This window comes from Streptomyces sp. NPDC036764 (assembly GCF_055609385.1).
The window spans coordinates 85,293-99,709 of record NZ_JBVJPT010000003.1 but is presented as its reverse complement, the minus strand read 5'-3'; the positions used below and the strand labels follow the sequence as shown (position 1 = coordinate 99,709).

Sequence of the window (14,417 nt, the reverse complement as noted above, 5' to 3'; positions counted from 1 at the left end):
GCAGTTCCTTGAACTCCTCGTAGTCGGCACGGGGGTCGAGGGGGCGCCCGCCGGGCCGCGAGAAGACGATGTGGTGCTCCTGCCACAGCTCCGTGGCGGCTCGCGTCTCCTCTCACTCCCCGCTGTCGGGGTCCTTTCCTTCCTCATCCAACTGCTCCCTAATCCTTCTGATGGTCAGGGTGTCGGGGTGGTCTTCGCCCAGCACCCGCTGCCTGCGGCTCAGGGTGTCCTCACTGAGGGTGCGGGCTTCCTCCGTGTGTCCCAGTACCGACAGATAGAAGGCCAGGTTGCTGGCAGTGCTCAGGGTGTCAGGGTGGTCTTCGCCCAGCACCCACCGCTGCCGAGTGAGGGTGTCCTCGTTGAGGGCGCGGGCTTCCTCCGTGTGTCCCAGCACCGCCAATCGGATGGCCAGATTGTGGGCGGTGGCCAGGGTGTCGGGGTGGTCCGCGCCCAGCACCCGCCGCTGGCGGGTCAGGGTGTCCTCACCGAGGGTGCGGGCTTCCTCCGTGTGTCCCAGAACCGACAGATAGAAGGCCAGGTTGCTGGCAGCGCTCAGGGTGTCGGGGCGGTCTTCGCCCAGCACCCGCTGCCTGCGGCTCAGGGTGTCCTCACCGAGGGTGCGGGCTTCCTCCGTGTGTCCCAGTACCGACAGATAGATGGCCAGGTTGTTGGCGGTGGTCAGGGTGTCAGGGTGGTCTTCGCCCAGCACTCGCTGCTGCCGGGTGAGGGTGTCCTCATTGAGGGCGCGGGCTTCCTCCATGTGTCTCAGTGCCGCCAGCCGGATGGCCAGGTTGGAGGCGGTGCGCAGGGTGTCGGGGTGGTCCTCGCCCAGTACTCTGCGGCGCCGGGCCAGGGCGTCCTCGTCCAGGGCGCGGGCGGCCGCATGGTTCTGGGTCTCGCCGTGGGCGCGAGCGAGGTAGTGGGCGGTCCACAGTGTGCCTTCGTGGTCGGGGCCGAGTCGCTGGGACCAGATGTCGTACAGATGCTGGAGACGGTCTCGGGCAGCGCGGGCCTGGCCGCGGTCCAACAGGTACCAGCAGGCGTTGCGGACCACATCCCGCCCTGCTTCGGTGGTGATCAGGGCCGGGTCCACAGCGAGGAGGTGGGGCAGAAGTACCCGCCAGCCGGGCCATGTCGAGGGATGGACGATGTCTCCGGGATGGGCCGCGGCCAGGAGGGCTTCGGCGTCCTGGCCCGCCTGCTGCCGCTGATCGGGTGTGAGTTGGTCGCGCAGGACGGTCTGGGTGAGTCGGTGGAGCTGGATCGTGCCGTCCTGGGCCCGGGCCAGGCTGTGCCGGGTGATGGCGCGCAGTGTTGCGCTGGCGGCCAGGCGAGTGACCAAGGCATCAACCAGCGGCGTGGATGCATGGTCGGGTAGATGGCCGGCACAGGTAGTCAGGGGGAAGGGTTCGGGAGCCAGCAGGCTCAGGGCGGACAGCAGGGCGGCTGCGCCTTGGTGTTCGGATTCCAGGCGGGTGGTGGTGAGACGGACCTGCGCGGCCAGCGAGACGGGGTAGCCGGCGGGGCGGCCCTCGGTCAGCACCTCGGCGGTGCTCCGGGCCAGTTCGGCGGCCAGGTCCGCGGCGGACAAGCCGTCGGTGAGCAGAGCCGCGGCCTGGGCGAGGGCGAGCGGCAGGTCGTCGAGGGTTTGCGCGAGGTGGTCGGCGTCGGTGTCGTCCAGGACGGCGCCGTGGGAGTGGAGCAGGGCGAGGGATTCGGTACGGGTGAAGACGTCGATGTTCAGCGGGCTGGCATGGGCGTGCCAGTGCGGGTTGCGGGAGGTGATGAGCACATGGCCGCCGCCGCCCGGCAGGTAGGGGGTCAGAGCTGCGGGGTCTTCGATGTTGTCGAAGATCAGCAGCCAGCGGGAACGGGTACGCAGCTCACCCAACAGCGCGTCCACAGCATCGGCGGAGGGAGCGCCGATGAGTGCTGCGCCGATACGGGCGGCGAGCTGGGCGAGCTGGTCGGGGATGAGGGCGGGGTCCTCGGCGGCGATCCACCAGGCGAGCTCGTACTCGCCGGCGAAGCGATGCGCGTATTCGACGGCGAGCTGGGTCTTGCCCACCCCGCCGCGGCCGTGCAGCGCCTGCACAGCCACCCGGCTACTGGCGGACAACGCCTGGCGCAGCCGGACCAGGAGGGTGTCGCGGCCGGTGAAGGAGGCGTTGCGGGCGGGCAGGTTCCACACCCGCGGCAGCGACCCGGGCAGGCGCGGCCCGCTGCCACCAAGTTGCCGCAACGCCCCGGGAAAGGTCGGCGCAACCGTCGGCCGCTGCGGGCCGTTGACCGCCTCCAGCAACGCCTGGCGGGCGGCCTCCTCGCTCATGCCGAACAGGTTCCGGGCGAGGAGCGGGCGCAGGATCGGCGGCGAGACGACCTCGGCCACACGAACGGGGGTGACCTTCTCCTTCATCGCCATGATGGCGGTCCACTCGGGCGTGGTGAACCGGTCCGGTTCGAAGTAGGCCGGGGAGAACAGCGCCAGAAAACGCCCCCGTTCCAAAGCGGCGTTCATCTTCAGGATGAAGTTGTCACCCGCGCCCCAGTCCCAGTAGTCCAACTCCACCTGGAAACCGGCGTCGAGTAACTGCCACGCCGCCCACTCCGCCCAGGCCCGATCAGCCCCGGCATGACTGACAAACCACGCCCCGCCAGGCGCCTCAACGTCGCCCATCCCCATCCCGATCCCCCGAGTCCAGCCACAGCACCGAACCTCCGAGCCTAGGACCCCCCACCCCCAACCGACCTGCGTTCTCCCACACAAGCCAGCAGAACAGACAGGATCTGGGAGCGACCAGGGCCCGCCGCGCCCCTCGCGGCGATGCAGACCGTGGAAGGCGATCAGGTGCCACATGGCGTACAGCCGGTCCCCGGCCGAGAAGTCGAGCCGTCCGCGCGTGGCGGGCATCCCGACCACGGCGTGCCGTCGTACGTCCCATACGGCGGCCCCGCTGAACACCTGGCGAATGGGCACCCCGTGGGGGACATCTGCCGAGTTCCTGCGATCAGCTCCGCGCAGCCTCAGTACGCGGTCGGCCTGTCCTTGCATGTTGGTCGGCCGCCGCCGCTCGGACCTGGCAGCCAACGTCCCTACCCCCCACCCCCCCACCCCCCCCAACTCCCCAATCCGCCAACCCCGTTGACCCGCCCCACCCGTACCAGCAGAATGACTCCGCTCCAATTGAGAGCGCTCTCAAGCCGTGCAAGGGAGACCCATGAACGGTATGTCCGGCAGACCTGACCCGGCGTTCAGCCGTCGGACGCTCATCGGGGCCGGTATCGGTGCCGCGGTGTTCACCGCGGGCGGGGCGGGATCGGCGTACGCCTCCGCCTCCCCCTCCGTATCCGGCCCCGCGCACGCCTCCGTATCCAGCTCCGCGCACGCCCCCGCACAGCGCCGCGCGCTCGCCTTCCTCGCCGCCGCCACCGACGCCTACCCCGACCACGGCCCCACCCGTCTGGTCCAGAGTTACTCCGACCAGGCCGGGCTCTTCAGTACCGCCTTCACGTACGACAACGGCCTTGCCATCCTCGCCCTTATCGCCGTCCGTACCGCCGGCGGGCGGGATCGGGCCGTTTCGCTCGGGGACGCGTTGCTGTACGCGCAGGCGCATGATCCGGTTCATGACGACGGTCGGCTTCGGCAGGGGTACAACGTCGGGCCGTACACCTTCTACGACGGCTCGCGGCAGCCGGACGGGTTCGTGCGGGCGGACGGGACCGTCAATGTGGGGACGCAGTTCGGGTTCACGGGTACGGCCGTGGGGGACATGGCCTGGGCCGGGATCGCCCTCAGTGCGCTCGCGCGGCGGACGGGGGAGGGGCGGTTTCTTCGCGGTGCCGTGCGGATCGGGGAGTGGATCGAGCGGAACGGGCGTACCGACGAACCGCTCGGCGGCTACAAGTTCGGGGTCGACGGGGCCAATCAGAGGCTGCCCTTCACCTCCACCGAGCACAACACCGACCTCGTCTGTCTCTTCGGGCGGCTCGCGCGGCTGACGGGGGACCGGGTGTGGTGGGAACGGCGTGACCGCGCCCGGGAGTTCGTCCTGAGGATGTGGGAGGCGGACGGCGGGTTCTTCTACACCGGGACCAATGACGGGGTGACGGTCAATACCTCGCCGGTTCCCGAGGACACGCAGACCTGGACCCACCTCGCCCTCGACTCCCGTGCCCACGCCCGGTCGTTGGACTGGGCCGCGCGTGAGCTCGCCGTCCTCGACCACGCCGAGCGGCGCAACAGCACGGTGCCGGCGGGGCAGTCGTACGACGGTGTCACCTTCAGTTCCGCCAGTCTGCTCGCCGACGAGGACCTGCCGATCGCCGACTCCCAGCCCAAGCCGGACCGGAACGGCGTGTGGTTCGAGGGGACCGCCCATCTCGCGCTCGCCCTGCGAGAGCGGCACGGGCGTGGCGACGAGGCGCGCGCTCGACGGCTGATCCACTCCATCGAGCGGGCGCAGGAACTGCTCGGGGGCGGTCAGACCGTCGGCGGGCGGGCGCTTCCCGAGCGGGCGGGCGTGGTGTCGGCCAGCAGTCCGCTCGACACCGGGTTCGGGTTCGGGTACTACCCGTACCGGCATGTGGGGGCGACCGCCTGGTATCTCATGGCGGCCGCGCGCTTCAATCCGTTGCGCCTCGGCAGCAATTGAGCCCGCCCTCGCCGCGGGTGCGGTGACGAGGGCGACGCCGGTGAGTCGCTCGGCGGTGCGAGCGAAGCCGTCGGCTCGGTGTGAGCGAAGCCGTCGGCTCGGATCGTGCTCCCGCCGGTGCCCTCGTCCCCGGCCTGCGTGTCGCCGGGGAATCGGACAAGTCGGTCGCCAGTGAGTGAAGATGGCATCTGGACGGTGCGGTGCCGGTCGGCGCGTGAACGGCGCGGGGAGAGGCGGTGGGTCGGTATGGGTGAATCCGACCGGGGTTCTGGTACGCCCCTCGCCAGGAAGATCGGCATCAAGCCGGGCCACCGCGTCCGGCTCCGGCACGCGCCCGCCCGGTGGGACATCGCCGGGCTGCCGGAGGGCTGCGAGGTCGCCGAGGGGGGTCCGCGCGGCGCGGACGTCGCCCTCGCGTTCTACCGGTCGTACGGCGAGCTGGCCGCCGAAGGGCCCGCGCTGGTCGGCGACCTCGCCGACGGCGCCATGCTGTGGATCGCCTGGCCCCGGCGCGCGGCCGGCCACGTCAGCGACATCACCGAGAACGCCCTGCGCGACCTCTTCCTCCCACTCGGCGTGGTCGACGTGAAGGTGGCGGCGCTGGGGGAGGACTGGTCGGGCCTGAAGTTCGTACGGCGACTGGAGAACCGTGCAAAGCAGGGCGCCGCGGAGAGCGGGACCCCGCGCAAGTAGCTAGCCCACCCACCGTGCCGTCAGCCGGTCACCATCCCCGCCCCTCCCCCCCGACTGCCCTTCAATACGGCGAACTTGAAAAGTCCTTACCGTTAACCACTAGCATCGCGCCGGTGATCGATGCCGGAACGAAGCGAGGGGGTGGGGTATGCCGGAGCTGAGGATCGCGGTCGCCGTGGTGACCATGGGCAACCGGCCCGCCGAGGTCGACGCGCTGTTGGAGTCCGTGGCCAAGCAGGATCTCGCCCCCGATCGGATCGTCGTCGTCGGCAACGGCTGCCCGCTGCCCGAGTTCGCCGAACGGCTCGCCCTGCCGGGTGAGTTCACGCCCGTCGAGCTGGACGAGAACCTCGGTTGTCCGGGCGGCCGCAACGCGGCGCTGGAGCAACTGCACGCGTTCGGGGACGTCGATGTCGTGGTCGAGCTGGACGACGACGGGCTCCTCGTCGACGCCGATGTACTGCGTCGGGTACGAGATCTGTACGCCGCCGACGACCGGCTCGGCATCGTCGGCTTCCGCATCGCCGACGAGCACGGGGAGACCCAGCAGCGGCATGTGCCCAGGATCGGCAAGTCCGATCCGCTCAGAGGCGGTTACGTCACCGGCTTCCTGGGCGGCGGGCACGCGCTGCGTACGGCGATGCTGGCCCGGACCGGCAACTGGCCCGCGGAGTTCTTCTTCGCCCATGAGGAGACCGACCTGGCCTGGCGTGCCCTCGACGCCGGCTGGCGCATCCTCTACGCGCCCGAACTCCTGCTCCAGCACCCGAAGACCTCGCCCGCCCGGCACGCCATCTACTACCGCGTGAACGCCCGTAACCGTGTCTGGCTGACCCGGCGCCGGCTGCCCCTGCCGCTCATCCCGGTCCATCTGGGCATCTGGGTGCTGCTCACCCTCGCACGCACCCGGTCGCTCGGCGGCCTGCGCGCCTGGTTCGGCGGCCTCCTGGAAGGAGTGCGGGAATCGGCCGGCGAGCGGCGGCCCATGCGCTGGCGCACGGTGTGGCGGCTGAGCAAGCTGGGACGACCGCCGGTCATCTGACCTGAGGGGGCGAGGGGCCGGGGAGAACGGCGGACGAGCGCCGATGGCCGGGGAGAGCAGGGGAGCGGGACGCGGGCCCCGGTCGTTCACCTCTGCCGACCGGGACCCACTGCGTCCCCGGATCCGGCCACGGCGGCGACGCTCCCCCGAGCTGCGCGTCATACGCGCGCACCGTCGGGCCGGATCCGATGTAGTGATCAGATTAAGCCATGCCAACTGATCGCCGACGTCTCGCCAATTGTGTTCCGCGACACGCGACTGTCACCTGAGGCAACCAGGTCAGACACGTCAGACACGTCGGACACGTCGCGCGCGACCTCGGCGCGCCTTTGTCACTTCGCGTCCGCGTAGCACTCCACCACCGCGGTGGTGAACGGAAACCGCACCGGTGTCTGCCCGAACGTCAGCCGCCCCGCCAGCTCCGCCGCCTCCCGGATCGCCGTCACCACCGTCTCGGCCTCCTCCTGCGGACAGTGCACGATCACCTCGTCGTGCTGGAAGAAGACCAGCTCCGCCGCCATCCCCGCACAGGACTGCCGTAGCGCGGCGAGCAGCAGGAGGGTCCAGTCGGCGGCGCTGCCCTGCACGACGAAGTTGCGGGCGAAGCGGCCGCGCGCGCGGGCGTTGGTTGAGGCGTAGCCGTTGACCCGTCCCCACTCCTGCGGCCCGGAGCCGTCGGCCGGCTCGTCGGGCGAGTCCGGGATCGGGATGCCGGCCTCCTCGTCGGCGTCGGCCGTCGCCCGGGCCGCCGGCGGACAGGTCCGTCCCAGCCACGTCCGTACGAGCCGTCCCTCCTCGCCGGCCCGCGCCGCGTCGTCGACGTAGGCCACCGCCTTGGGGAAGCGGCGTCTGAGGGCGGCGAGGTTCTTGAGTCCGTCGCCGGAGGTCTGTCCGTAGACGGCGCCCAGCACGGCGAGTTTGGCCTGGGCGCGGTCCCCGGAGAAGGCACGGTCGGACACCGACTGGTACAGGTCGCTCTCGCGCCCGGCCACCTCCATCAGCCCGGGATCACGGGAGATCGCGGCGAGCACGCGCGGCTCCATCTGGTCGGCGTCGGCCACCACCAGCCGCCAGCCCGGGTCCGCGACCACCGCACGCCGGATGACCTTGGGGATCTGCAGCCCGCCCCCGCCGTTGGTCACCCAACGCCCGGTCACCGTGCCGCCCGCGAGGAACTCCGGCCGGAACCGCCCGTCCCGCACCCAGTCCTGAAGCCAGGACCAGCCGTGGGCCACCCAGATCCGGTACAGCTTCTTGTACTCGATCAGCGGCTTCACGGCCGGATGGTCGACGGACTCGATCTCCCAGCGCCGGGTCGACTTGACCTTGATCCCGGCCTGCGCGAACGCCTTGATCACATCGGCCGGCAGATCGGGCCGCACCCGGCGCCCGAAGGCCGCCGACACCTCGTCCGCCAGCTCGGCCAGCTTGCGCGGCTCCCCACCGCCGGCATAGCGCTCGCCCAGCATTTCGTGCAGGAGCGCGCGGTGCACGTCGGTGCTCCACGGCAGCCCTGCCCGGTTCATCTCGGCGGCCACGAGCATCCCCGCCGACTCGGCCGCCGTCAGCAGCCGCATCCGCTCCGGATGCGCGGTCCGCTCATGCCGCCGCTGCTGCTCGGCATAGACCTCGACGAGGTCGGTGAGCGGCACATGGACCGCTTGGGGCTCGAACAGCGGGGACTGCGAGCCGGGTTCGGCCGAGCGCTGGGGCGGGTCGGACGGCACGGGGCCGCCGCGCAGCCGGGCGAGCGCGGCGGCGGCCGATCTCGGTTCGCCGTACCGCCCCTCGTGGCCGAGCAGGAGGGTCTCGGCGTCCTCGATGTCGTAGCACCGCTCCACTCGCACCCCCGTGGCGAGCAGCCTCGGATAGACCTCGGCGGTGGACCGCCACACCCACCGCGCGACCTCGGGCCGCCCGCGCACGGCCCGGGCCAGGTCCGGCTCCCGTCGCACCGGCCCGGCGAGCAGCCCGTCCGGGCCGAGGGGGGCGAGGTCCACGCCACTGTCCTCGGCCGGAGCCAGTGCCCACCGGTCGGTCATGCTGCGAGTGTGGCACCCGGGTCTGACAACGGCCTCAGCCCTGCCCTTCGCCCTGCTCCCGGGCCTGCTTGGTGGTCTCCTCGCCGCTCTTGAGGAACTGCGCCAGCAGCTCGACGACGTACTGCTCGACCTCCTGCTTGGTGATGCCGAGGCCGGACAGGACGCCGGTGCCGTTCTCGAACTCCAGCAGGGCGAGCAGGATGTGCTCGGTGCCGATGTAGTTGTGGCCGAGGCGCAGGGCCTCGCGGAAGGTCAGCTCCAGGACCTTCTTGGCGTCGGAGCCGTAGGGGATGAGCTCGGGGACCTCGTCGGCGGCGGGCGGCAGCGCGGCCGCGGCGGCCTGGCGTACGGAGTCCAGGAGGACGCCCCTGGCCGTGATCGCCTTCGCGGCGATGCCCTCCGGCTCGGCCAGCAGTCCGAGGACCAGGTGCTCGGGGCGGCCCTCGGGGTTGCGGGCCGAGACGGCCTCGTTGTGGGCGGCCATCACCACGTTGCGGGCACGCGGCGTGTAGCGGCCGAAGCCCTGCTGGGGGTCCAGGTCGGTCCCCTCCTTCGGCACGAACCGCTTCTGTGCCGCCTGTCGGGTGACGCCCATGCTCTTGCCGATGTCGGTCCAGGACGCACCCGATCGCCGGGCCTGGTCCACGAAGTGACCGATCAGATGGTCGGCCACCTCACCGAGGTGGTCCGCGGCGATCACCGCGTCCTGGAGCTGGTCGAGGGGCTCGGGGTGGACCTTCTTGATGGCCGCGATGAGTTCGTCGAGACGTACGGATGACGTGATGGTCGGGTTCGTCGACATGTGTCAACCGTAGGTTGACACCCTGAAGGTGTCAACCCGAGGTTGACATCGATCTTCGGCCCCGGTCCTCTCCACGGCAGGATTTACGATCCCTTGGTGAGCAAGCCCAGCACCGTCGACCGCGCCTTCGAGGCGGCCCTCTACGACACCGAGCACTCCACCCTCGACACCGGCGCCTCCCTGCTCGCGGCCGACCCCGGCGCGGACGCCGAACTCGCCCGGCGCGGCCAGGAGTTCGTGGCGGCGGCCTGGCGGCGCGGCTGGCAGCCGGCGGATGTCGTACGGCTAGTGCGGCGCGAGCTGGAGGACGTACACATACGACTGCTTTCCGCGCTGATCCGCGAACAGGCGCCGAACGACCGCCCCCGCGGCCCCCGCTGGCAGGCGCAGCTCGACGATCTGTCCACCGACGCCCCGCCCCGCACCGACCGCTTCTCGCACGTGACCACCGTCCTGGAGCTGTACCGTCTCCTGCTGCGCCTGCCCGCGCTGGAGCCCCTGGACGAGGCGGCCGATCCGGCCGGCAGGCCCGCCCGGCCCGAGTCCCGCATGCTCACCCGTATCCGCGCGCTGCTGGCGAAGGCGGAGGCGACCGGGTTCCCCGAGGAGGCGGAGGCGCTGAGTGCGAAGGCGCAGGAGCTGATGGCCCGGCACAGCATCGACGAGGCGCTGCTGGCGTCCCGGGCGCCCGACGCGAAGAACGCGCCCGGTGCTTGCCGGATGGGTGTGGAGCCGCCGTACGAGCAGGCCAAGGCCGTCCTGCTGGACGCGGTGGCGAGCGCCAACCACTGCCGCGCCGTGTGGAACGAGCCCTTCGCCTTCTCCACGGTCGTCGGCTTCGAGGCCGACCTGGAGGTGGTCGAACTCCTCTACACCTCGCTCCTCGTGCAGGCGCAGACCGCGATGACGAGGGCGGAGGCGGCCCAGCGCGCGGGCGGCCGCAAACGGACCAAGACCTTCCGGCAGTCGTTCCTGGCGGCCTACGCCCACCGCATCGGCACCCGGCTGACCGCGGCGGCGCGCACCCCGGTGACCGAGGACCTGCTTCCGGTCCTCGCCTCGCGCGAGGTCGCGGTCACGGCCCGCCTGGACCGCATGTTCCCAGAGACCACCACGACCCGTCTGCGCGGCGTCAGCGACGAGGCGGGCTGGGCCGAGGGCGCGGAGGCGGCCGACCGAGCGAAGATGACCCCTCGCCGACCGCTGCGCTGAACCGCCGGGAGCCGTATCACCAAGCCGGCGTCAGCAGTACCGCCAAGCCGAAGCCGGCCGAACCGTCGCACCCGAGCCGGCCGAACCGCCGCCGAGCCGGCATCGGCCCAGCCGCCGGACGGCCGTCAGCCCTGCCATCGAATGGCCGTCAACCCAACCGCCGGACGGTCGTCGGCCGAGCCCTCGCACCGGCGTCAGCCCAGCCCCCGCACCGAAGTCAGGACCTCAGTCACCCATCCGCTGGAACCCGCTCACCGAGGCGTCCGGCGTCTTCCCGTCGCTCTTCAGGGCGACGAGGCCGTACGTCCACTTGAAGCTGTGGGCCTTGCCGGCCCCCGGCAGCGTCACCTTGGCCTTCTGGGCGGCGAGACCCTTGCCGCCCTTCTCGCCCAGCACGTAGGTGAGCGTGAAGGAGGTGGAGGCGCCCTTCGTGAGCGTCGTCTTTCCGGCCGCGGCGGCCTGGTCGGGCGCGACGGCCGTCGAGGTGCCGTCCGCTTCGAACGCGAAGGCCGGAAGCCCGTCCAGGGTGCACTTGCCGCCGCCCTGGTTGGTGACCGTGACCGGCACGTTGCCGGTGTCCCCGGCGGCAGGGGCGGCGTTGCCGGGCCCGAACTCCACGGCCAGCTTGTCGACGCAGACGGAGTCGGCCTTGCTGTCCTGGGTGCCGTCCCCGCTCCCGCCGCTGTCGCAGGCGGTCAGGACGAGGGCCGCGGCAAGGGCGGCGACGGTGAGGGAGGTGGCGCGCATGGAGTCCTTCAGGGAGTCACGTCGGTGATCGCGGGCAGTCACCGAATCAAACCTCACGATCCCAGATTCGCCGTGGGCAGCCCCGTCGGCAGCTTGCCGCCCTCCGCCTTGGTGTACGTCTCCGCGCCCATGCCGCCCTCCCAGGTCACCTTCAGCGAGGTCTTGTCGAGGGATTCGACCATTCCGGTGGCCCGGTCCTTGCTGCCGTCGGTGCACTTCAGCCGGATCATCTGCATGCCGCCCTCCTTGCCGGCGGTCCCGCTGCACACGGTCCCGCCGGTCGCGAAGAGACCGGCCTGCTTGCCGGTGACGACCAGCGCGACGGCCTTGCCGTCGGTCGTGGCGAGCCAGCTCCCCTCCAGCTCACCGGAGGCGGAGGCGGACCCGCCGCCCGTACCGCCGCCGGTGTCGGCGCTCGCGGTCGCGGAACCGCTGGGGCCGGCGTCGCCGTCGGAGTCGCCGTCACTGCTGCACGCGGTCAGCGCGAGCGCGCCCGCCAGCGTCGCGGCCACCGCCGCGACCCGCATCCGCCGGCCCGACATCGTGCGCGTACGCGAGAAAGTCGCCGAGGTCACTGGAAGCTCCAAGCTGTAGCGGTCGGCATACGGCCGATTCGGCCGACGTGGCCGAAACGACCGCAGCAAGTTACCAGGGAGTCCGGTCCCGGCCCCAGCATCCGACCGACCTACCAGGACGCCTTGCGCACCCCCGGCAGATACCCGGCGTGCGCCTGCTCCCGCAGGTTCACCCGGGACAGTCCGAAGGTGCGGAGGTAACCGCGCGGGCGCCCGTCGACCTGGTCGCGGTTGCGTACGCGCGTGGCGCTCGCATCCCTCGGCTGGCGGCCCAACTCGCGCCGGGCGGCGAGCCGTTCGGCGTCCGTGGACGACGGGCGGCGGATGATCTCCTTCAGCTCGGCCCGTCGCTCGGCGTACCGCGCGACGATCTCCTGGCGCCGGCTGTTCTTCGCGATCTTGCTCTTCTTGGCCATCAGACCTTCACTCCCCGGGCGCGGATCCGCGCGACGGCCGCCTCGACACCGATGGCGTCGACCGTCTTGATCCCCTTGGTGCTCAGCCGCAGTCGTACGTTGCGGCCCTCGCTCGGCAGCCAGTAGCGCTTGGTCTGGATGTTGGGGTCGAAGCGGCGGGAGGTCCGCCGGTGCGAGTGGGAAACGGTGTTGCCGAAGCCGGGCCGGGCGCCGGTCAGCATGCAGTGGGCGGACATGGGTGACGCACCTCTCCTCGCTCGTTGCTGTTAATGGAATTCATTTTCAGTAAGATAGCAGCATGGCACGCAACGAACTCCGTCCGGTCATCAAGCTCCGGTCCACCGCCGGCACCGGCTTCACCTATGTGACCCGCAAGAACCGCCGCAACGACCCCGACCGCATGACCCTGCGCAAGTACGACCCGGTCGCCGGTCGGCACGTCGACTTCCGAGAGGAGCGCTGAGGCACGCCATGCGCAACGCGATCCACCCGGCCTACGGTCCCGTCGTCTTCCGCGACCGCGCCGCCAACCACGCCTTCCTCACCCGCTCGACGATGACCAGCGAGAAGACGATCGAGTGGGAGGACGGCAACACCTACCCCGTGGTCGATGTCGAGATCTCCAACGTCAGCCACCCCTTCTACACGGGCACCGCCCGCGTCCTGGACACCGCCGGCCGCGTCGAGCGCTTCGAGCGCCGGTACGGGAAGCAGGGCTGAGACCGTGCCCGACCTCTCCGTCGTGATCGTCGGCGGGCTGCACGCCGACGCCCGAAAGGCGGCCGTCGAGCGGCTGCTCGCCGACGTCCCCGGCAGCGTCGTACTCCACCACGACCTGGCCACGGCGGCCGCCGGCACCGTCGTACGGACGATCCGAGACGCCACCGGACTCCTCGGCGCAGGCGAGGCGCCTCTCGTGAACGACTGCGCCTGCTGTGCCCTGCGCGAGGACCTGGTGCCGGAGCTGCTGAGGATCCGGGACGCGGGCGGCACACGTATGGCCGTCGTCGAACTGTGGGACTCGGTCGAGCCGAAGGCCATGGCCGAGGTGGTCACGGCGGGCGGGCTCACGGTCACCGGGGTGATCACCGCGGTCGACCCGGCGCTGGTGCTGCCGTATCTGGGCAACGGCGACGACCTGGCCGAGCGCGGCCTGGCCGCCGCCGCGACCGACCAGCGCACGATCGCCGACACCTTCGCACGCCAGTTGGAGTACGCCCCCGTCCTCGCCGTCGCCGACTCCGCGGAGGCCGACGACGAGGACCGTGAGCTGCTCGCCCAGCTCCACCCGACGGCCCGCCAGGTGCCGATCGGCCACGGTGACCCGGGCGCACCCGCCGACGACCTGACGGTGCCGGCCCCGCGCCGCCGTCCGCTCACCACCCTCGCGCAGGCGGCGCTGGCCGGGTTCGACGTCGAGTCGGCCGCGGCCGCCCAGCATCCGGCGTGCGCCCTGCTCCCCGCCGAGGCCGACGCGCACGGCGTCGCCACCCTCGTCTGGCACCGCCGCCGCCCCTTCCACCCGGAGCGGCTCTACGAGGCGCTGGAGGACATCACCTGCGCGGCGGCCCGCAGCAGGGGCCGCTTCTGGCTCGCCGACAAGCCCGACGTGCTGCTGCACTGGGACGCGGCGGGCGGCGCCCTGTGCGTGGAGAGCGTGGGCCCGTGGCTCGCCTCCCTGCCCGACGCGGCCTGGGACATGGTCCCGCCGGTGCGCCGGGCCGCCGCCGCGCTGGACTGGCATCCCGAGCACGGCGACTGCTGCCAGCACCTGGTCTTCACCTCGCCCGGCCTGGACCGCGACGGCCTCGAACAACTGCTGGAGTCCTGCCTGCTCACCGATTCCGAGTACGCCGCCGGCCGCGACGCCTGGAAGCGGCTCCCGCCCGCCTTCGACACCCTCCTGGAGGTCTGACCCCCATGCCCCGCAAGCCCGAACGCAAGCCCGTCAGGAAACCCAACCCCCTGGACCAGGCCGGCATCACCCACATCGACTACAAGGACACCGACCTCCTGCGCCGGTTCATCTCGGACCGCGGCAAGATCCGCAGCCGCCGGGTCACCCGCGTCACGGTCCAGCAGCAGCGAAAGCTGGCGAAGGCCATCAAGAACGCGCGGGAGATGGCGCTGCTGCCGTACTCGCCCCGGTAGCGGTTCGGTGGTCTCGCTCCACGGATCCATAGGTAGGAGATTCCCTACGTTTGACGCGTAGGGAATCTCCTACCTATTGTCG

At 71.4% G+C, this 14,417-nt stretch carries 15 protein-coding genes; 8 read left to right on the top strand and 7 right to left on the bottom strand.

The annotated features are described in order from the left end of the window. Positions 1 to 112: 112 nt before the first annotated feature. Positions 113 to 2,677: an FxSxx-COOH system tetratricopeptide repeat protein gene (gene fxsT / locus ACZ69Q_RS15345; RefSeq protein WP_471041692.1), complete on the bottom strand. Its 2,565-nt coding sequence runs from the start codon at positions 2,675 to 2,677 to the stop codon at positions 113 to 115. 550 nt (positions 2,678 to 3,227) lie between these two features. Between fxsT and ACZ69Q_RS15340 the strand changes: the two genes are divergently transcribed. From ACZ69Q_RS15340 to ACZ69Q_RS15330, 3 genes are all read left to right on the top strand, one after another. Beyond that, complete coding sequence (locus ACZ69Q_RS15340; RefSeq protein WP_471041691.1) at positions 3,228 to 4,655, top strand: Tat pathway signal sequence domain protein; 1,428 nt, start codon at positions 3,228 to 3,230, stop codon at positions 4,653 to 4,655. Positions 4,656 to 4,901: 246 nt separating this feature from the next. Further along, positions 4,902 to 5,348: a DUF3052 domain-containing protein gene (locus ACZ69Q_RS15335; protein ID WP_471041689.1), complete on the top strand. Its 447-nt coding sequence runs from the start codon at positions 4,902 to 4,904 to the stop codon at positions 5,346 to 5,348. A 148-nt stretch (positions 5,349 to 5,496) separates the two neighbouring features. Beyond that, the gene (locus ACZ69Q_RS15330; RefSeq protein WP_471041688.1) at positions 5,497 to 6,390 is read left to right on the top strand and encodes a glycosyltransferase family 2 protein; all 894 of its coding nucleotides are present in this window, start codon (positions 5,497 to 5,499) and stop codon (positions 6,388 to 6,390) included. Positions 6,391 to 6,722: 332 nt separating this feature from the next. Here the strand turns inward: ACZ69Q_RS15330 and ACZ69Q_RS15325 are convergent, their stop codons facing one another. Together ACZ69Q_RS15325 and ACZ69Q_RS15320 are read right to left on the bottom strand one after the other, a co-directional pair. Then, complete coding sequence (locus ACZ69Q_RS15325) at positions 6,723 to 8,432, bottom strand: bifunctional 3'-5' exonuclease/DNA polymerase (RefSeq protein WP_471041686.1); 1,710 nt, start codon at positions 8,430 to 8,432, stop codon at positions 6,723 to 6,725. Between the two features lie 34 nt (positions 8,433 to 8,466). Then, positions 8,467 to 9,234 carry a Clp protease N-terminal domain-containing protein gene (locus ACZ69Q_RS15320; protein WP_471041684.1) on the bottom strand — a complete coding sequence of 256 codons (768 nt, stop codon included), beginning with the start codon at positions 9,232 to 9,234 and terminating at the stop codon, positions 8,467 to 8,469. A 96-nt stretch (positions 9,235 to 9,330) separates the two neighbouring features. Here ACZ69Q_RS15320 and ACZ69Q_RS15315 point away from each other — a divergent pair, with 96 nt between their 5' ends. Continuing rightward, positions 9,331 to 10,446, top strand: a complete 1,116-nt coding sequence (locus ACZ69Q_RS15315; protein ID WP_471041682.1) for a DUF2786 domain-containing protein — start codon at positions 9,331 to 9,333, stop codon at positions 10,444 to 10,446. Positions 10,447 to 10,671: 225 nt separating this feature from the next. On the opposite strand, the gene ACZ69Q_RS15310 is transcribed toward ACZ69Q_RS15315, so the two are convergent. The 4 genes from ACZ69Q_RS15310 to rpmB form a co-directional block, all read right to left on the bottom strand. Next, on the bottom strand, positions 10,672 to 11,193 hold the full coding sequence (locus ACZ69Q_RS15310) for a DUF4232 domain-containing protein (RefSeq protein ID WP_471041681.1): 522 nt from the start codon (positions 11,191 to 11,193) through the stop codon (positions 10,672 to 10,674). A 53-nt stretch (positions 11,194 to 11,246) separates the two neighbouring features. Then, positions 11,247 to 11,720, bottom strand: a complete 474-nt coding sequence (locus tag ACZ69Q_RS15305; protein WP_471042596.1) for a hypothetical protein — start codon at positions 11,718 to 11,720, stop codon at positions 11,247 to 11,249. A gap of 158 nt (positions 11,721 to 11,878) precedes the next feature. Further along, complete coding sequence (gene rpsN, locus ACZ69Q_RS15300) at positions 11,879 to 12,184, bottom strand: 30S ribosomal protein S14 (protein WP_471041679.1); 306 nt, start codon at positions 12,182 to 12,184, stop codon at positions 11,879 to 11,881. Further along, positions 12,184 to 12,420 (bottom strand): 50S ribosomal protein L28, encoded by a 237-nt coding sequence (rpmB, locus tag ACZ69Q_RS15295; RefSeq protein ID WP_471041677.1) that lies wholly within the window; start codon positions 12,418 to 12,420, stop codon positions 12,184 to 12,186. Before rpmB ends, rpsN begins: the two co-directional genes overlap by 1 nt. Before the next feature lie 62 nt (positions 12,421 to 12,482). Between rpmB and rpmG the strand changes: the two genes are divergently transcribed. Genes rpmG through rpsR form a run of 4 tightly spaced genes read left to right on the top strand, consistent with a single transcriptional unit; the run spans position 12,483 to position 14,335 of the window. Beyond that, complete coding sequence (gene rpmG, locus ACZ69Q_RS15290; RefSeq protein ID WP_015658813.1) at positions 12,483 to 12,647, top strand: 50S ribosomal protein L33; 165 nt, start codon at positions 12,483 to 12,485, stop codon at positions 12,645 to 12,647. 8 nt (positions 12,648 to 12,655) lie between these two features. Further along, positions 12,656 to 12,904: a type B 50S ribosomal protein L31 gene (locus ACZ69Q_RS15285; RefSeq protein ID WP_030944086.1), complete on the top strand. Its 249-nt coding sequence runs from the start codon at positions 12,656 to 12,658 to the stop codon at positions 12,902 to 12,904. Positions 12,905 to 12,908: 4 nt separating this feature from the next. Next, a complete protein-coding gene (locus ACZ69Q_RS15280) occupies positions 12,909 to 14,099 on the top strand; it encodes a CobW family GTP-binding protein (RefSeq protein WP_471041675.1) in 1,191 nt (396 codons plus the stop codon). 5 nt (positions 14,100 to 14,104) lie between these two features. Continuing rightward, positions 14,105 to 14,335, top strand: a complete 231-nt coding sequence (rpsR, locus tag ACZ69Q_RS15275; RefSeq protein WP_147994901.1) for a 30S ribosomal protein S18 — start codon at positions 14,105 to 14,107, stop codon at positions 14,333 to 14,335. The last annotated feature ends 82 nt before the right edge of the window (positions 14,336 to 14,417 follow it).